16 protein-coding genes are annotated in these 17,507 nt (G+C 70.0%); 10 read left to right on the top strand and 6 right to left on the bottom strand.

Annotated elements, in window-relative coordinates; all coding sequences use genetic code 11:
• The first annotated feature begins 184 nt into the window (after positions 1-184).
• Positions 185-433 carry a WhiB family transcriptional regulator gene (locus CES90_RS23145; RefSeq protein WP_189786482.1) on the top strand — a complete coding sequence of 83 codons (249 nt, stop codon included), beginning with the start codon at positions 185-187 and terminating at the stop codon, positions 431-433.
• Positions 434-602: 169 nt separating this feature from the next.
• On the opposite strand, the gene CES90_RS23140 is transcribed toward CES90_RS23145, so the two are convergent.
• The 4 genes from CES90_RS23140 to ssgD form a co-directional block, all read right to left on the bottom strand.
• Positions 603-1,580, bottom strand: a complete 978-nt coding sequence (locus tag CES90_RS23140; RefSeq protein WP_189786466.1) for an acyl-ACP desaturase — start codon at positions 1,578-1,580, stop codon at positions 603-605.
• 224 nt (positions 1,581-1,804) lie between these two features.
• The gene (ddaH, locus tag CES90_RS23135) at positions 1,805-2,581 is read right to left on the bottom strand and encodes a dimethylargininase (RefSeq protein WP_189786465.1); all 777 of its coding nucleotides are present in this window, start codon (positions 2,579-2,581) and stop codon (positions 1,805-1,807) included.
• Between the two features lie 158 nt (positions 2,582-2,739).
• Positions 2,740-4,371, bottom strand: coding sequence for an ABC-F family ATP-binding cassette domain-containing protein (locus CES90_RS23130; protein ID WP_189786464.1), 1,632 nt, complete (start codon positions 4,369-4,371; stop codon positions 2,740-2,742).
• 333 nt (positions 4,372-4,704) lie between these two features.
• Entirely contained in the window at positions 4,705-5,121 is a 417-nt protein-coding gene (gene ssgD, locus CES90_RS23125; RefSeq protein WP_149823648.1) for a spore wall synthesis regulator SsgD, read from the bottom strand.
• A 541-nt stretch (positions 5,122-5,662) separates the two neighbouring features.
• On the opposite strand from ssgD, the gene CES90_RS23120 reads away from it, so the two are divergent.
• The 3 genes from CES90_RS23120 to mmpA all read left to right on the top strand — a co-directional run bounded on the left by CES90_RS23120 (position 5,663) and on the right by mmpA (position 6,991).
• Entirely contained in the window at positions 5,663-5,986 is a 324-nt protein-coding gene (locus CES90_RS23120; RefSeq protein ID WP_189786463.1) for a plasmid stabilization protein, read from the top strand.
• Positions 5,987-6,033: 47 nt separating this feature from the next.
• Positions 6,034-6,726: an endonuclease V gene (locus CES90_RS23115; RefSeq protein ID WP_189786462.1), complete on the top strand. Its 693-nt coding sequence runs from the start codon at positions 6,034-6,036 to the stop codon at positions 6,724-6,726.
• A 118-nt stretch (positions 6,727-6,844) separates the two neighbouring features.
• Positions 6,845-6,991 carry a morphogenic membrane protein MmpA gene (gene mmpA / locus CES90_RS23110; RefSeq protein WP_189786461.1) on the top strand — a complete coding sequence of 49 codons (147 nt, stop codon included), beginning with the start codon at positions 6,845-6,847 and terminating at the stop codon, positions 6,989-6,991.
• A 28-nt stretch (positions 6,992-7,019) separates the two neighbouring features.
• Here mmpA and CES90_RS23105 read toward each other — a convergent pair whose 3' ends face one another.
• Positions 7,020-8,198 (bottom strand): saccharopine dehydrogenase family protein, encoded by a 1,179-nt coding sequence (locus CES90_RS23105; RefSeq protein ID WP_189786460.1) that lies wholly within the window; start codon positions 8,196-8,198, stop codon positions 7,020-7,022.
• Between the two features lie 341 nt (positions 8,199-8,539).
• Here CES90_RS23105 and CES90_RS23100 point away from each other — a divergent pair, with 341 nt between their 5' ends.
• From CES90_RS23100 to CES90_RS23090, 3 genes are read left to right on the top strand one after another with little or no spacing between them, the layout of a single operon-like run.
• The gene (locus tag CES90_RS23100) at positions 8,540-9,724 is read left to right on the top strand and encodes a CaiB/BaiF CoA transferase family protein (RefSeq protein WP_189786459.1); all 1,185 of its coding nucleotides are present in this window, start codon (positions 8,540-8,542) and stop codon (positions 9,722-9,724) included.
• A 12-nt stretch (positions 9,725-9,736) separates the two neighbouring features.
• On the top strand, positions 9,737-10,951 hold the full coding sequence (locus CES90_RS23095; protein WP_189786458.1) for an acetyl-CoA C-acetyltransferase: 1,215 nt from the start codon (positions 9,737-9,739) through the stop codon (positions 10,949-10,951).
• A 51-nt stretch (positions 10,952-11,002) separates the two neighbouring features.
• The gene (locus tag CES90_RS23090; protein ID WP_189786457.1) at positions 11,003-13,177 is read left to right on the top strand and encodes a 3-hydroxyacyl-CoA dehydrogenase NAD-binding domain-containing protein; all 2,175 of its coding nucleotides are present in this window, start codon (positions 11,003-11,005) and stop codon (positions 13,175-13,177) included.
• A gap of 87 nt (positions 13,178-13,264) precedes the next feature.
• Here CES90_RS23090 and CES90_RS23085 read toward each other — a convergent pair whose 3' ends face one another.
• Positions 13,265-14,008: a MerR family transcriptional regulator gene (locus CES90_RS23085; protein WP_189786456.1), complete on the bottom strand. Its 744-nt coding sequence runs from the start codon at positions 14,006-14,008 to the stop codon at positions 13,265-13,267.
• A 108-nt stretch (positions 14,009-14,116) separates the two neighbouring features.
• On the opposite strand from CES90_RS23085, the gene CES90_RS23080 reads away from it, so the two are divergent.
• The 3 genes from CES90_RS23080 (at position 14,117) to CES90_RS23070 (ending at position 17,478) form a co-directional block, all read left to right on the top strand.
• On the top strand, positions 14,117-14,596 hold the full coding sequence (locus CES90_RS23080) for a macro domain-containing protein (protein ID WP_189786455.1): 480 nt from the start codon (positions 14,117-14,119) through the stop codon (positions 14,594-14,596).
• A 102-nt stretch (positions 14,597-14,698) separates the two neighbouring features.
• Complete coding sequence (locus CES90_RS23075; RefSeq protein ID WP_189786454.1) at positions 14,699-15,181, top strand: F0F1 ATP synthase subunit B family protein; 483 nt, start codon at positions 14,699-14,701, stop codon at positions 15,179-15,181.
• Between the two features lie 326 nt (positions 15,182-15,507).
• Positions 15,508-17,478: a Xaa-Pro dipeptidyl-peptidase gene (locus tag CES90_RS23070; protein ID WP_189786453.1), complete on the top strand. Its 1,971-nt coding sequence runs from the start codon at positions 15,508-15,510 to the stop codon at positions 17,476-17,478.
• Positions 17,479-17,507 lie beyond the last annotated feature (29 nt).

Here is a 17,507-nt window from a genome sequence, read left to right as displayed (position 1 = left end):
GTCTTGAGGGTTCGGTTGCCCGCACTGCCGAGTCTGGCATCGCCGCCGGGGTGCCGCGGGTGTGCGTCCGCCCTGCGCGCCGCCTTCCTCCACCGCTCCGTACCACGGGACCATGGAGGGCCTGGTGGAGCGCGTTGATGCGGCGTTGATCGAACGTTTTTCGCTGACCGGCACGATCCTGGCCATGCACAACGACACGATCACCCCGATCGACACCGCCTGGCAGGAGCGGGCGCTGTGTGCGCAGACGGGGGCCGACTTCTTCTTTCCCGAGCCCGGTAGCTCGGTCCGTGAGGCGAAGCGCATCTGCGGCATGTGCGAGATGCGCTCCGCCTGCCTCGACTACGCCCTGACCAACGACGAGCGCTTCGGCGTCTGGGGCGGCCTGTCCGAGAAGGAACGGCTCAGACTCCGACGCACCGACGGAGGCTGACCCCGCACCCGCCCCGGCCGTAACTCGGATGCCGTGTCGCCACTCGACGCATAGGCTTTCGACACGCGGTCCGGATGTGGCGCAGAGGCAGGTGGCGCGCCGCCTTCTCAGGGCGGAAACGCCGGTTCGAATCCAGCCGCCCCGCCCCCCGCACCACGGCGAAGGCCCGTTACGCCCCGGCCCGCGCCGCCATCCGCGCCTTGCGTGCCGCGAGCTTCTCGTCGAACTTGCGGGCCTCCGCGTCGAGGCCGCCCATGTAGAGGCCGAGTTCCTCCTGGGCCTTCATACCGTCGGGCCCGAGGCCGTCGATCTCCATGATCTTGAGGAAGCGGAGGACGGGCGCAAGAACGTCGTCGTGGTGGATGCGGAGGTTGTAGACCTCGCCGATGGCCATCTGCGCGGCGGCACGCTCGAAGCCGGGCATGCCGTGGCCGGGCATGCGGAAGTTGACGACGACGTCGCGGACGGCCTGCATGGTGAGGTCGGGCGCGAACTCGAACGCGGCCTTCAGCAGGTTCCGGTAGAAGATCATGTGGAGATTCTCGTCGGTCGCGATGCGCGCCAGCATGCGGTCGCACACGGGATCACCGGAGTGGTGGCCCGTGTTGCGGTGCGAGACGCGGGTGGCGAGCTCCTGGAAGGCGACATACGCGACCGTGTGGAGCATCGAGTGCCGGTTGTCCGACTCGAAGCCCTCGCTCATGTGGGCCATACGGAACTGTTCGAGCTTGTCCGGGTCGACCGCGCGCGAGGCGAGCAGGTAGTCGCGCATCACGATGCCGTGCCGACCCTCCTCGGCGGTCCAGCGGTGCACCCAGGTGCCCCAGGCGCCGTCACGGCCGAAGAGCGTGGCGATCTCGTGGTGGTAGCTGGGCAGGTTGTCCTCGGTCAGCAGGTTCACCACCAGGGCGATCCGGCCGACCTCGCTGACCTTCGACTGCCCCTTCTCCCAGGCCTCGCCGTCCTCGAAGAAGCCGGGGAAGTTGCGGCCGTCGCTCCACGGCACGTACTCGTGCGGCATCCAGTCCTTGGTGACCTTCAGATGCCGGTTGAGCTCCTTCTCGACGACTTCCTCCAGCGCGTACAGCAGGCGGGCGTCGGTCCAGTCGGAGGACGGGCTGCCGAGAAGGGGAGAAGTGATCGACACGGAGGCTCCAGGGGGACGATCAGGGGACGGAACATGTACGCGGCCACGGGCAGGTGGCCGGAACCTACGGCATCGTAGGCTACGAATCCGTAGGTTACGAAGCCGTAGGTTAAGTGCGCCGTAAAGACCGCTGATCAGCGATGTCCCGCAAGGGCGCCGAGGATACGCCGAACAGCCCTTGGATACGCAGGTCCGGGGGCTGACAGGGCGAGGGGAGCACCAGGTCAGGCGTACAACTCCCGCAGTCGTACCGAGAGGCATGTCACACAGCCTTCGAGCTTCTCGAACTCGCTGATGTCGACCACGACCGGCTCGTACCCGAGGTCCGCGTACAGCTCCGCGGTCTTCGGCGCGCTCGCCGCCATCAGCAGCTTGTCGCCGCCGAGCAGCACCACATGCGCCCCGGACTCCTCCGGCACCGGCAGGAAGCGCCCGAACAGCGACGGCGCGTCCATCTTCGGGATGTGCCCGACGACCGTGCCGTCGGGCAGCGCCGTGACCGCCGACTTCAGATGCAGCACCTTGCTCACGGGTACGGAGACGACCCGCGCCCCGAGCGGCTCGAACGCGGCCCGCAGCTGCTGCACCCCGGCCGCGTTGGTGCGCCCGCCCCGGCCGACGAACACGGTGTCACCGACCTTGAGGACGTCGCCGCCCTCCAACGTGCCCGGCTCCCAGACCCAGTTCACCGAGCAGCCGAGCGCGGCCACGGCCTCCTCGATCCCGGCGGTCTCGTCCCGCCGGGACGCGGCGCCGGGGCGCGCGATCAGCGCCACGTTCTTGTACATGACCACGGTGTCCTCGACGAACACCGAGTCCGGGCAGTCGTCGGCGGGGTCCACCTCGATGGTCTCCCAACCGTGGGCGCGCAGGGCCTCCCCGTACGCCTCCCACTGCTCGACCGCGAGGTCGACGTCCACCTCCGCGCGTTCGATGTGCGTGACGAGGCCTTCGGCCAGGCGGGGGCTGGGGCGGCGGACGAGGGCCTTCTTGCTGGGCACGTGTGGGACTCCGAATCGAGCGAGGGTTTTCCGGCGCCCGTGAAGCGACGCCGGTCCGCCATCATGCAGGGCCCGTCCACGAGGACAAAACCCTCGCCGCCAAGCTGTGGCCCTCCTGGAATACTCGACGGTAACGAAGTCCGGTGCGGGCGGCGGGGTCAGTCCATCGATCCGATCTCCTCCGGCGTGGTCCCCTTCAGCTCTCCCTCCTCCATCAGCAGCCACCGTGTGATCCCGATCGACTCCAGGAACGGCAGGTCGTGGCTGGCCACGATGAGCGCACCCTCGTACGACTCCAGAGCCGTGGTGAGCTGCCGCACGCTCGCCATGTCGAGGTTGTTCGTCGGTTCGTCCAGCATCAGCAGCTGTGGGGCGGGCTCGGCGAGCATCAGGGCCGCCAGCGCCGCCCGGAAGCGTTCCCCGCCGGAGAGCGTCGCCGCCGGCTGGTCGGCTCGGGCGCCCCGGAACAGGAAGCGGGCGAGGCGGGCCCGGACCCGGTTGTTGGTGGCGTCCGGCGCGAACCGGGCCACGTTCTCGGCGACCGTCAGCTCGTCGTCGAGGACGTCGAGCCGCTGCGGCAGGAAACGCAGCGGCACATGGGCCTTCGACTCGCCGCTCACCGGCTCCAACTCGCCCGCGATCGTACGCAACAGCGTGGTCTTGCCCGCTCCGTTGCGTCCGATCAGCGCGATCCGCTCGGGACCGCGCAGATCGAGGCCGCCGCGCACCCGGGACCCGTACCGGAGCTCCAGGTCCAGGAGCGTGAGGACGGTACGGCCCGGGGGCACGGCCGTGTACGGCAGGTCGACGCGGATCTCGTCGTCGTCCCGTACCGCCTCCACCGCCTCGTCGAGCCGTTCCTTGGCCTCGGTGAGCTTCTCCTCGTGCATGATGCGGTGCTTGCCCGCGGACTCCTGTGCCGCGCGCTTGCGGGCGCCCATGACGATCTTCGGCTCGCGCTTGCTGTCCCACATCTTCTGGCCGTACCGCTTGCGGCGGGCCAACTTGACCTGGGCGTCCACCAGTTCACGTTTCTGCCTCTTCAGATCGGCCTCGGCGACCCGCACCATCCGCTCGGCCGCGTCCTGTTCGGTGGTCAACGACTCCTCGTACACGGAGTAGTTGCCGCCGTACCAGGTGACCTCTCCGGAGCGCATGTCGGCGATCTGGTCGACCAGTTCGAGGAGTTCACGGTCGTGGCTGACCACGACCATGACCCCGGACCAGGACGAGACGGCGTCGTAAAGGCGACGCCGCGCGTACAGGTCGAGGTTGTTGGTGGGCTCGTCGAGGAGCAGGACGTCCGGGCGGCGCAGCAGCAGCGCGGCCAGCCGCAGCAGCACCGACTCGCCGCCCGAGACCTCACCGATCGTACGGTCCAAGTCGACGTGGCCGAGCCCGAGTTGACCGAGGGTGGCGAGGGCGCGTTCCTCCACGTCCCAGTCGTCGCCGACTGTCGCGAAGTGCTCCTCGGCGACGTCGCCCGCCTCGATGGCGTGCAGTGCGGCGCGGGTCGCGGCGATGCCGAGCGCCTCGTCGACCCTCAGACCGGTGTCGAGCGTGACGTTCTGCGGGAGGTAGCCGACCTCGCCCGCCACTCGGACGGTGCCGTCACTCGGGGTGAGTTCACCGGCGATCAGCTTCAACAAGGTTGATTTACCTGACCCGTTGACGCCCACGAGCCCGGTCCGGCCCGGGCCGAACGCGATCTGCAGGTCGTCGAAGACGGGGGTGCCGTCGGGCCAGGCGAAGGACAGGGACGTGCAGGTGAGAGACAGGGGAGTAGACATAAGGACCTCGCGGTTGCTGGAAGCGGCCAGGGGCAACGCGTTCGAGACACCGCGAGGGGCGACACGACGAGGGCGGGATACGGGGCAAAAGAAAAGCCCGCTGCCGGGGGACGGCTCGTACGCCGAGGTCGCACGCAACGCACACAGCGGGCTGAGATGCAGCACAAGTGTGTGACGCGGTGTCTCAGGACCTCAGACGAGCAACGTCCTTCTCCAATCGACGGCAACAGGACCGCTGTACAACGTAGGAGGGGCCGTCAGGGCTGTCAACGGATTAAATCGACGCCCGGACCGGCCGCCCCCGGGCGGAGCGGGGCGGCGGTGGGAACGGCCTCAGCAGGCGTCCCGCATCAGCTCCGCGAGATCGTGGTCCAGGTCGACCTGGTGGTGTTCGAGACCGAGGGGCACCAGGTCGGTCGTACGGTCCAGGAAGCGCCGCACCTCGCCGGTCCGGACGTGCACCACGGCGGTGCCCTCCGGGGCGTGGAACTCCAGGACCAGTCGGTCGTAGCCGTACGGGCGCACGCGCACGTCCCCGTGGCCGACGGCCTCGTCCATGCCGGTCACGAAGAGTTCACGGGCGAAGGTCCAGCAGACCTCGACACCCTCGAGCGTGGCCGGGGCGGGGAAGGTCATACGGACGGCGAAGGGGTCGCTTCGGTCGTAGTGGAGCGTTGCGGGAATGCTCGGCATCCGCGGCGCGGCGGCGACGAGACGGGCCTCTACGGGCTGCTCGATGACGGTGGACAACGCCTTGCTCCCTTGTGACAGGTGGACGGACTCCGGATGACTTGAGGCCGGGCAATTGGAGAGACGACGGATCGGGCCGTTCCGTGCACATGGGCTTCGAGTGACCTCTGTCACCGAGCCCAATCACCGAGGTGATCCATTTCTCGTCCCGCGGTCCCGGGATACCGGAGAGGACACCGGATCACGGCCCGGCGGTTCCCCACCGAGGGCACCTGGACGGCACCGGGCGGCGCTCGCGCAGGCGCACCGGGCCAGACGGCCTCCGCACTGGGAACTCGAGGAGACGGGCACTGACGTGCGCTTTCGCGGGCCTCGCCGCGGTCACCCGGAACGCTGCTCGTGCCGCGCACCACCGACGGGGGCACGAACTGGCGGAACGTGTCAGCACCCGGCGCACAGGATCCGCAGTTCCAGGACATCGAGGCATTCGAGGCACGCCGGGCGGTCGTTCCGCCCATTCGACCCCCGGAGGGGGAGCGCATTGTTCAGGTTGAAATGGGATACTTGTGCCGTGTTCGTATCACAGAAGGAGTGATCGATCATGCCACGCGGTTCGAGCCCCAAGCGGGAACGCCAGTACGAGCACATCAAGGAGAGCGCCCAGGACCGCGGCGAGGGCGAGTCACGTGCCAAGGAGATCGCCGCCCGGACCGTCAACAAGGAACGTGCCCGCTCCGGCGAGTCCAAGACCGCGAGCCGTACCTCCACCCAGGACATGTCGTCCGGCAAGCGCGGTGGCCAGCGCTCCGGCAAGGGATCCCAGGGGCCCACGTACGACCAGCTCTACGAGGAGGCCAAGCGGCGCAACATCCACGGCCGCTCGGACATGAACAAGAGCCAGCTGAAGCGCGCCCTCGGCAAGTAGCCCTGAAGAGCGACGTCGTGGCGGGGATGCGTACGCTCGTCGGCACCATGACGACCGTACGCATCCCGGCGGGCTGGCCCGCCACCGAAGAACAAGCCCTCGTCGTGCAGGACGAGTTGCGCGGGAAGGTGGTCCTCGACGAGACCGGACCGCCGCCCGGGACCGGACATGTCACCGGAGTCGACGTGGCGTACGACGACGAGCGGGACGTGGTCGCGGCGGCGGCCGTGGTGCTGGACGCGGCGACGCTCGACGTGGTCGCCGAGGCCACGGCGATCGGGCAGATCTCCTTCCCGTACGTCCCCGGACTGCTCGCCTTCCGGGAGATCCCGACCGTGCTGGCCGCCCTCGACGCGCTGCCCTGCGACCCCGGTCTCGTCGTCTGCGACGGCTACGGCCTCGCCCACCCGCGCCGCTTCGGCCTCGCCGCCCACCTCGGCGTCCTCACCGGGCTCCCCACGATCGGTGTCGCCAAGAACCCCTTCGCCTTCACGTACGACGACCCCGCCACCCCGCGCGGCAGCACCTCCCCCCTCCTCGCCGGCACCGAGGAGGTGGGCCGCGCCCTGCGCACCCGCGACGCCGTCAAGCCCGTCTTCGTCTCCGTCGGCCACCGGGTGACTCTCGACAACGCCTGCGCGCACACCCTCGCCCTCACCCCCGACTACCGCCTCCCGGAGTCGACCCGCCGCGCCGACTCGCTGTGCCGACGCGCGTTGCGGGACACGACCGAGTCATGAGCACGCCCATGAGTACGCCCATGAGTACGTCCATGAGTATGTCCGAAGCTCGCACATGAGTACGGACTGAGTATGTGTACGGATACCGGTGCGTCGTCATGATCGGCAGGCTTGCCGCATGACGACACACCGAGCCCCGAAGCCCACCGCCGGCCCCACCCAGACCGTCGAGCGTGCGGTGACGGCCGGGCTGCTGCTCGCCGTGATCGCCGGAGTGGCCTGGATCGCCGGCATGGTCTACACGCTGACGGGGTGGGCCCAGTAACGGGACCGAAGGGCCGCGACCGCGACCGCTACCGCGACGCCGCGACCCGGAAAGTGATCCCCGCCGCGCGCAGTCGCTCGATCAGCGCGTCACCCATCGCGACCGCCGTCGTGACCTGCCCCGCCGTGGCGGGCAGGTCGTCGAAGGCCAGGCACAGCGCGGACTCGGCGAACATCTTCGCCGTCTCGCCGTAGCCGGGGTCACCGCCCGCGACCTCCGTGAGGACGCGACGCCCGCCGCCCTCGCCCACGAACCGCACCGAGAACCAGCTCTTCGCCCGCTTCTCCGCGCTCGGCCCCTCACCCGGCTTGAGCCGATCGCCCAACCAGCGCCGGGCGGGCGGCACCTGGGCGGCCGCGAAGACCGCGCCGACGAACGCGACACCGCCCACCGCGAACGGCAGCGTCTTGACGGCCGCGTAGTGGCGGTAGCGGAAGTCCGGCCCGTACCGCTCCAGGGCGCGCGCCGAGCGCTGCACCACCTGCGCGTCGATGGTCGGCAGTGGCAGCGCCCACGCCCCGACCTCCTTGGCGAACCGGGGCGCGCTCACCGGCGCGTACGCCCGTCGGCCCACCATGCGCGGCTCGTGCCGCTTGCGGTCCTGCGCGGCGGCCTTGGTCTGCCGGGTGCGCGAGAAACCCGTCAGTGCGGAGTTGAATGTCCCGCCCGAGAACATGCCCTCCGCCCGCACGAACCCGTCCACGGTGAGCGGCACGCCCTCCGGGAGCTGCCGCACGGTGAAGTACGCCCCCAGGTCGTGCGGTATCGAGTCGAAGCCCGCCGCGTGCACGATCCGCGCCCCGGTCTCACGCGCGCGTGTGTCATGCCGCACGTAGGTGAGGTCCACGAACTCGGGCTCGCCGGTGAGGTCCAGGTAGTCGGTGCCCGCGTCGGCGCAGGCGGCCACCAACTCCTCGCCGTGGAGGACGTACGGGCCGACCGTCGTGGCCACCACGCGCGCGTGCAGGGCGAGTTCACGCAGGGACTCCGGGTCGGACACGTCCGCCCGCAGGACACCGATCTCCGCGCCACCGGGCAGCCGCTCGCGCAGCGCCGCCAGCTTCTTCTCGCTGCGCCCGGCGATCGCCCAACGCAGCCCCTCGGGTGCGTGCGCGGCGAGATACTCCGCGGTGAGCTCCCCGACGAACCCCGTGGCTCCGAAGAGCACGATGTCGTACGCCCGATCCGCCTTGTCCTGCCTGCTCATGGCACCCCTCAGCACTCGCCCACAGCCGTCCACGCGCCGTTGTCGGTGGCTGAGGCTAGCGTGAGGAACGAGCAGCCGAACGCGCGGGATCCGGAGGTGGCCGTGACCGTACCCAAGAACGCCCCGAAAAAGTGGGAGAAGGCGCGAGAGTTCGCCCTCGGGATAGCCGGTGCGCGGAGTGGGAGGCCCGGTGAGGCAGGGCTGACGTGTGCCGCGGCATTGGGCACAATCGACAGTGGCCAGGATGGCTAAGCGTTTGCTCATTCAGGGCTTGTGCGTGGTGGAACGCGTTCCTAACATCACTGGTGTTACATCATTTGTGTCACAGAGCTGGGGGCTCGATGGCAGTGGCGAAGACGCCCGGGCACGGTCCGCTCGCCGGTGTGCGCGTGGTCGAACTCGCGGGCATCGGCCCGGGACCGTTCGCCGCCATGCTCCTCGGTGACCTCGGCGCCGATGTCGTCCGCGTCGACCGGCCGAACGGCGCGGGCCTCGCGGTGAACCCCGTCTACGACGTCACCAACCGCAACAAGAGGTCGGTGATCGTCGACCTGAAGTCCCCGGCGGGCCCGGAGACCGTCCTTGCCATGGCCGAACGCGCGGACGTCCTCATCGAGGGCTACCGACCGGGCGTCGCCGAGCGCCTCGGCGTCGGTCCGGAGACCTGCCACGCCCGCAACCCCGAGCTGGTCTACGGGCGGATGACCGGCTGGGGCCAGCAGGGCCCGCTCGCCCAGCGCGCCGGCCACGACATCGCGTACATCGCCCTGACCGGCACCCTCGGCATGATCGGCAGCCCGGACGCCCCGCCCGCCGTCCCCGCCAACCTCCTCGGCGACTACGCGGGCGGCTCGCTCTACCTTGTCGTCGGCGTCCTCGCCGCCCTCCACCACGCCCGCGCCACCGGCACCGGACAGGTCGTGGACGCGGCCATCGTCGACGGCACCTCGCACCTCTCCGCGATGATCCACGGCATGCTCGCCGCCGGCGGCTGGCAGGACCGCCGCGCCGCCAACCTGCTCGACGGCGGCTGCCCGTTCTACGGCGCGTACGAGACCGCCGACGGCCAGTACGTCGCCGTGGGCGCTCTCGAGCAGCAGTTCTACGACGAGTTCGTGGACCTCCTCGGCATCAAGGACCGGGCGCCGGCCCGCAAGGACACGGCCGCCTGGGGCGAGCTGCGCGAGACGGTCGCGGCCCGCTTCAAGACCCGTACGAGGGACGAGTGGACAGCGGTCTTCGAGGGCTCCGACGCCTGTGTGGCGCCCGTGCTGTCGCTGCGTGAGGCCCCGCACCACCCGCACCTCGCGGCCCGGGGCACCTTCACCGACTTCGGCGGCATCACCCAGCCCGCCCCCGCACCCCGCTTCTCCGCCACCCATACCTCGGTCCGCAGCGGCCCCGCCATGCCGGGCGCCGACACCGCGGACGTGGCCCACGACTGGGGCATACCCGGCCTCCTGACGGAGGCCTCCGCGCAGGACACCGACCGACAACAACCCCCCGGGCCCCCTCCCGCCATGTGAAAGGCCACCCTCGTGAGCACCGAAGCGTATGTGTACGACGCGATCCGCACCCCGCGCGGCCGCGGCAAGGCGAACGGCGCCCTGCACGGCACCAAGCCCATCGACCTGGTCGTCGGACTGATCCACGAGATCCGGCGCCGCTTCCCCGGCCTCGACCCGGCCGCCGTCGACGACATCGTGCTCGGTGTCGTGGGTCCGGTCGGCGACCAGGGCTCCGACATCGCCCGGATCGCCGCGGTCGCCGCCGGACTGCCGGACACGGTGGCCGGCGTCCAGGAGAACCGCTTCTGTGCCTCGGGTCTCGAAGCCGTCAACCTGGCCGCCGCGAAGGTCCGCTCGGGTTGGGAGGACCTGGTGCTCGCGGGCGGCGTCGAGTCGATGTCCCGGGTGCCGATGGCCTCGGACGGGGGCGCCTGGTTCAACGACCCGATGACCAACCTGGCCGTCAACTTCGTGCCGCAGGGCATCGGCGCCGACCTCATCGCCACGATCGAGGGATTCTCACGCCGGGACGTCGACGAGTACGCGGCGCTCTCCCAGGAGCGGGCCGCCACCGCGTGGAAGGACGGCCGCTTCGAGAAGTCCGTCGTCCCCGTCAAGGACCGCGCGGGCCTCGTCGTCCTCGACCACGACGAGCACATGCGGCCCGGCACGACGGCCGACTCGCTCGCGGGGCTCAAGCCGTCCTTCGCGGACATCGGCGAACTCGGCGGCTTCGACGCGGTGGCGCTGCAGAAGTACCACTGGGTCGAGGAGATCGACCACGTCCACCACGCGGGCAACTCCTCCGGCATCGTGGACGGCGCGGCCCTGGTCGCCATCGGCTCCAAGGAGATCGGCGAGCGCTACGGTCTGCGCCCCCGCGCCCGGATCGTCTCCGCCGCCGTCTCCGGCTCCGAGCCCACCATCATGCTCACCGGCCCCGCCCCCGCGACCCGCAAGGCCCTCGCCAAGGCCGGCCTGACCATCGACGACATCGACCTCGTCGAGATCAACGAGGCGTTCGCGGCCGTCGTCCTGCGCTTCGTGAAGGACATGGGACTCTCGCTCGACAAGGTCAACGTCAACGGCGGCGCCATCGCCCTCGGCCACCCGCTCGGCGCCACCGGCGCGATGATCCTGGGCACGCTCATCGACGAACTGGAGCGCCGGCACAAGCGGTACGGCCTCGCCACGCTCTGCGTGGGGGGCGGCATGGGCATCGCGACGATCGTCGAGCGCGTCTGAAACCCGGCGGAACCAAGAGACTTCCACGGCACTTCTACGAAAGACCCCGTCATGACCGAGAGCAGCACCATCCGCTGGGAACAGGACCGGACCGGTCTCGTCACCCTCGTCCTCGACGACCCGAACCAGTCCGCGAACACCATGAACGAGGCGTTCCGCGCCTCCCTCGCGGTGATCGTCGACCGCCTCGAGGCCGAGAAGGACTCCATCCGCGGCATCATCATCACCTCCGCCAAGAAGACCTTCTTCGCCGGCGGCGACCTGCGCGACCTCATCCGGGTCACCCCGGACACCGCACAGCAACTCTTCGACGGCGGCCTGGACATCAAGCGCCATCTGCGCCGCATCGAGACCCTGGGCAAGCCGGTCGTCGCCGCGATGAACGGCGCGGCCCTGGGCGGCGGCTACGAACTGGCCCTCGCCTGCCACCACCGGATCGCCCTCGACGCCCCCGGCTCCAAGATCGGCTGCCCCGAGGTCACCCTCGGCCTGCTCCCCGGAGGCGGCGGCGTCGTCCGCACCGTACGGCTGATGGGCATCGCCGACGCCCTGCTGAAGGTGCTGTTGCAAGGCACCCAGTACACCCCGCAGCGCGCCCTCCAGAACGGCCTCATCCACGAAGTGGCCGCCACCCAGGACGAGTTGATGGCGAAAGCCCGGGCCTTCATCGACGCCAACCCCGAGTCGCAACAGCCCTGGGACAAGCCCGGTTACCGGATCCCCGGCGGTACGCCGTCCAACCCCAAGTTCGCGGCGAACCTGCCCGCCTTCCCCGCCACCCTGCGCAAGCAGACCAACGGCGCGCCCTACCCGGCCCCCCGGCGCATCCTCGCCGCGGCTGTCGAGGGCGCCCAGGTCGACTTCGAGACCGCCCAGGTCATCGAGGCCCGCTACTTCGCGGAGCTGGCGGCGGGTCAGACGTCCAAGAACATGATCCAGGCCTTCTTCTTCGACCTCCAGGCCGTAAACTCCGGCGCCAATCGCCCCCAGGGGATCGAGCCCCGCCAGGTCCGCAAGGTCGCCGTCCTCGGCGCCGGGATGATGGGCGCCGGTATCGCGTACGCGTGCGCCCGCGCGGGCATCGAGGTCGTCCTGAAGGACGTGTCCCTCGAAGCGGCCACGAAGGGCAAGGGCTACTCGGAGAGACTGTGCGCGAAGGCGGTGTCCAGGGGCCGTACGACGCAGCAGAAGGCCGACGCGCTCCTCGCCCGCATCACGCCCACCGCGGAGGCGGCCGACCTCGCGGGCTGCGACGCGGTCATCGAGGCGGTGTACGAGAACACCCAGCTCAAGCACGAGGTCTTCCAGCAGATCGAGTCGGTGGTGGCACCGGACGCACTCCTCTGCTCCAACACCTCCACCCTCCCCATCACCGAACTGGCCAAGGGCGTCGCCCGCCAGTCCGACTTCATCGGCCTGCACTTCTTCTCACCCGTCGACAAGATGCCGCTCGTCGAGATCATCAAGGGCGAGCAGACGGGTGACGAGGCCCTGGCCCGCGCCTTCGACCTCGTCCGGCAGATCAAGAAGACCCCGATCGTCGTCAACGACTCACGGGGCTTCTTCACCTCCCGCGTCATCGGCCACTTCATCAACGAGGGCGTGGCCATGGTCGGCGAGGGCATCGAGCCCGCGTCTGTCGAACAGGCGGCGGCCCAGGCGGGCTACCCCGCCAAGGTCCTCTCCCTGATGGACGAGCTGACGCTGACCCTGCCCCGCAAGATCCGCGCCGAGACGCGCCGGGCAGTGGAGGAGGCGGGCGGCACCTGGGACGTCCACCCGGCCGAGGCCGTCATCGACCGCATGGTCGACGAGTTCGGACGCCCCGGCCGCAGCGGCGGAGCGGGCTTCTACGACTACGGCCCCGACGGCCGCCGCACCAAACTCTGGCCCGGCCTCCGTGAACACTTCACCAAGCCCGGCCACCGAATCCCCTTCGAGGACATGCAGGAACGCATGCTCTTCTCCGAGGCCCTGGACACCGTCCGCCTGCTGGAGGAAGGCGTCCTCACGTCGGTCGCCGACGCCAACATCGGCTCCATCTTCGGCATCGGCTTCCCCGGCTGGACCGGCGGCGTCCTCCAGTACATCAACGGCTACGAGGGCGGCCTGCCCGGCTTCGTAGCCCGAGCACGGCAACTGGCCGACCGCTACGGCGCCCGCTTCACCCCGCCGGCACTGCTGGTGGAGAAGGCGGAGAAGGGGGAGCGCTTCAGCGACGGGTGAACCCCCGGGCGCAGGTGGGTGGGGGCTGGTGGCGCAGCCCCTGCTCACACGCGACAGCACCACCGGCGGCGGCCGGCTCCGGGTGGATCAAGCTTCCTCCATCCACCCCCGCAGCTCCTCCTTCAGCGACCGCTGAAAGGTGGTCAACAGAGCCTGCACGACCAGCGGTTGCATATGAGCCGACAGGGACTTGACCGCCTGCGGATCGCGGTCCGCGACGGCGTCCCGAAAGAGTCCGGACAGCTCATGAGCCGCCGCACGCGCATGCTCGATCAGTACGTTCCGGGCGGCCAGGATCGACTCCGGGGAGAGAGGTACGTCGAGGAGCTCCACACCGAGCCGCAACAGACCGGGGTCCACCCGAAAAACGTCACCGTCGCTGTCGCCGTCCCGCTCGACCACGCCCATCGCCACGAGCCGCTCCACATCCTCCGCGGCCAGGACTCGCCCCGCCCGCTCGTCGAGCGCCTCCCACGTCACCGTCTCCACCGCATCCGGCGCCCAGGAGGCCACCACCGCCCGCTGCAGGGCGAGGTCGCGCGGCGTGAGATCCGGCGGCAGCCGACGCAGATACCGCTCGATGGCCGTGAGGGTCATGCCCTGCCGCTGGAGCTCCTCGATCAGCGCGAGCCGGGCGAGGTGGTCGCGCCCGTAGTGGCCGACCCGGCGCGGACCGATCACCGGCGGCGGCAGCAGGCCCTTGGTGCCGTAGAAGCGGACGGTCCGCACCGTGACCCCCGCTCGCGCGGCCAGCTCGTCGACGGTGAGGGCGCGCTCTCCGGTGCCTTCTCCCGCGCCTTCTCCGGAGTCCTTCCCGGTGTCGGTCGTCATGCAGAGCAGTATCGCTGTCTCACCGGTGCTGTGAAACCACCGAGCCGTCGAGCCCGCACGAAGCCGCAGGTCAGGGCCATTGTCAGTGGTGGGCCGTACGGTGGCGTCATGTCGGGGATCACGTACGTCCGAGGTGACGCCACCGTGCCGTTGGGCAAGGGCGTCAAGATCATCGCTCATGTCAGCAACGACATCGGCGGTTGGGGCAAGGGCTTCGTCCTAGCCCTGTCCCGCCGCTGGCCGGAACCGGAGGCCGCCTACCGTGCCTGGCACCGCGACCGCGCCCGCAACGACTTCGGCCTCGGCGCCGCCCAGTTCGTCCAGGTGGGCCCGTACACCTGGGTCGCCAACCTGATAGGCCAGCGCGGCACCCGCACGGGCAGCAAGGGCGTACCCGTCCGCTACGAGGCGATCGACACGGCCCTCGGCCGGCTCGCCGACAAAGCGCTGGAGCTGGAAGCCTCGGTCCACATGCCGCGCATCGGCTGCGGCCTCGCGGGCGGCAAGTGGTCCTGTGTCGAGCCGCTGATCACCGACCGGCTCATACGGCGGGGGATAGCCGTGACGGTGTACGACCACGGGGACTGACGGGACCGAACGGCGGCCGTTGGGGTGAACAGCCGACGATTGTCGGCCAACTCTGGCGCACATGTGCGATGCCTCGCGCGGGTGAGCGGGTAAGTCACCGGTATGGATCTTCTCCCGGTGGACATCGGCCCGTTGAACCCCCCGGTCGCGGAACTCGTCGTCGCGGCGGTGCTGTTCGCGTTCGTGCTTCTCTTCTTCGTCCGACTGGTGCCCCGGATCCAGCGCGTCCTCGACGACCGGGAAGCCGCGACCAGGGGAGCCGAGGCGCACGCCGAAGCCGTACGGGAGGAGGCCGAGCGCAAGCAGGCGGACGCGGCCGCGACGCTCGCCGAGGCCCGCCACGACGCCGCCCGGATCCGCCAGCGAGCGTTCGAGGAGGGCGCGGCCCTGATCGCCGCCGCACGCGCGGACGGCCAACGCCAGTACACGACGATCCTCACCGAGGGCCACGCCCGCATCACAGCCGACCGCAGGCGGGCCGAGACCGAACTCCGCCTCTACGCATCGGAGTTGGCCTCGAACCTGGCGAGCAGGGTCATCGGCGAACGCATCGAAGCCAAGCCCCAGCCGCAGCCGCGCCCTTAGGGCCCTTCTGATGGCTCTCCGCGGCGTCGCGACGACCACTGGAACCCAAGCTCGCTACGAGGGCTTCCGCCCGGCACGCCGAGAGCACGCACCGAACGCCGCTCCTTCTCCCACGGAGATCCATCAGAAGGGCCCCAGGGGCGCGGGGCTGTATCGATATGCGGCTCCGCCGCGATGGGGGTCCCTCCCGCTCGAGCGAAGCCGAGAGTGGGGGAGCGACCAGCCACAACAAGCCAGCAGTCAGCAGCAACATCCCGAGCTGTCAGCGCCCGTCACCCCAATAGGCCCTCTTTTACACGGCAGTTGACCGCAGTACCGTCCGACCCATGCCGATACCCGCGGGACGCCCACGCTTCACGACCTGGAGACCGCTCGCCACGGCGGCCATGACCGCCGCACTCACAGCCGGCTTCCTCACCCCGGCCGTCGCCGACACCACGACGACGCCCCGGAAGAGCGAGCCGATCTACTCGTACGACAACGCCATCCGCGAGGCGGTATGGGTGGACACCGGACTCGACGGCGACAGCGACGGCAGGACGGACCGTGTCGCCGTCGACATCGTCCGCCCGAGTGAACCCGACCGGCGCGGCCGCAAGATCCCCGTGATCATGGACGCGAGTCCCTACTACTCCTGCTGTGGACGCGGCAACGAGGGACAGCGCAAGACGTACGACGCGAACGGGAACGTCGTCCAGATGCCGCTGTTCTACGACAACTACTTCGTGCCCCGCGGCTACGCCTTCGTCGCCGTCGACCTCGCCGGAACCAACCGCTCCGACGGCTGTGTCGACGTCGGCGGCCGCTCCGACATCCAGTCCGCGAAGGCGGTTGTGGACTGGCTGGGCGGCCGCGGCAAGGCGTACACCACGCGCACGGGCTCGACGAAGGCGAAGGCCGGCTGGACCAACGGCAGGACCGGCATGATCGGCAAGAGCTACGACGGCACGATCGCCAATGGTGTGGCCGCCACCGGGGTCGAGGGCCTGGAGACCATCGTTCCGATCGGTGCCATCTCGTCCTGGTACGACTACTACTTCGCCAAGGGCGCTCCCCTGTACAACTCCGGCCCCGACTGGCTGTCCGACTACGTGGAGAGCCCGGACGCCCGCACCAAGTGCGCCGCTGTCCAGCAGGAACTCGTCGACGGCGCCCCGCGCACCGGCGACCGGACCCCACTGTGGACCGAGCGCGACTACGTCAAGGACGTACCGAAGATCGACGCCAGCGTCTTCGTCATCCACGGCCAGCAGGACCTCAACGTCCGCCCCAAGCACTTCGGACAGTGGTGGGACGCCCTCGCCAAGCACGGTGTCGAGCGCAAGATCTGGCTCTCCCAGGTCGGCCACGTCGACCCCTTCGACTTCCGCCGCGCCGAGTGGGTCGACACCCTGCACCGCTGGTTCGACCACGAACTCCTCGGCTACGACAACGGGATCGACGACGAACCCATGGCCGACATCGAACGCCACCCCGACCAGTGGGAGACCTCCACGGTCTGGCCCCCGCGCGGCACCCAGGTCACGACACTCCGCCCGGCCAAGGGCAGTGAGCCGGGCGTCGGCACCCTCGGCCTGCGGGGGCGGACCGGCACCGAGACCTTCACCGACAACCCGGCCCTGAGCGAGACCGACTGGGCCGCGTACGTCGACAAGGCCACCCCCGAGAAGGCGGGCTTCGCCACCGGGCCGCTCACCGGGCAACTGCGCCTGTCCGGCTCCTCCAAGGTGACCGTCACCGCCACGCCCACCACCTCGACCGCCCACCTCTCGGCCATCCTCGTGGACCTCGGCCCGGACACGATCCGCGACTACGCCACCGCCGGCGAGGGCATCACCACCCTCACCGAGCGCACCTGCTGGGGTCCCAGTACCACCGGCGACAGTTCCTGCTTCCGGGAGACCGCCGCCAAGACGGCCGACGTCGAGTACACGATCGTCAGCCGAGGCTGGGCCGACCTCGGCAATCACTCCTCCGACACGGGAGCCCCGCTCACCCCGGGCGCCCCGTACACGATCACCCTCGACCTCCACGCGACCGACCACGTCGTCCCGAAGGGCCACCGCCTCGCCCTGATCATCGCGGGTACCGACAACGGCCTCCTCGACCCGCCGTCGACCACCCCGACGCTGACCATCGACCTCAGGCGCACCTCCGCGCAGGTACCGCTGGTCGGCGGCGCGACGGCCTTCACGAAGGCCACGGCGGGCCCCACGGCGAAGACACCGGACGCCTCCGTCCTCGACGGTGTACGCGACCCGGGCAGCACCGCGCGCATCCCGGGCAGCGGCTCATGAGAATCCCCCGTAGATCCCCACGTATCGCG

The sequence above is a fragment of the Streptomyces capitiformicae genome, assembly GCF_002214185.1.
Lineage (GTDB): Bacteria > Actinomycetota > Actinomycetes > Streptomycetales > Streptomycetaceae > Streptomyces > Streptomyces capitiformicae.
Note: the sequence above shows the minus strand (reverse complement) of the source record. Positions and strands in the feature narration are given on the sequence as shown.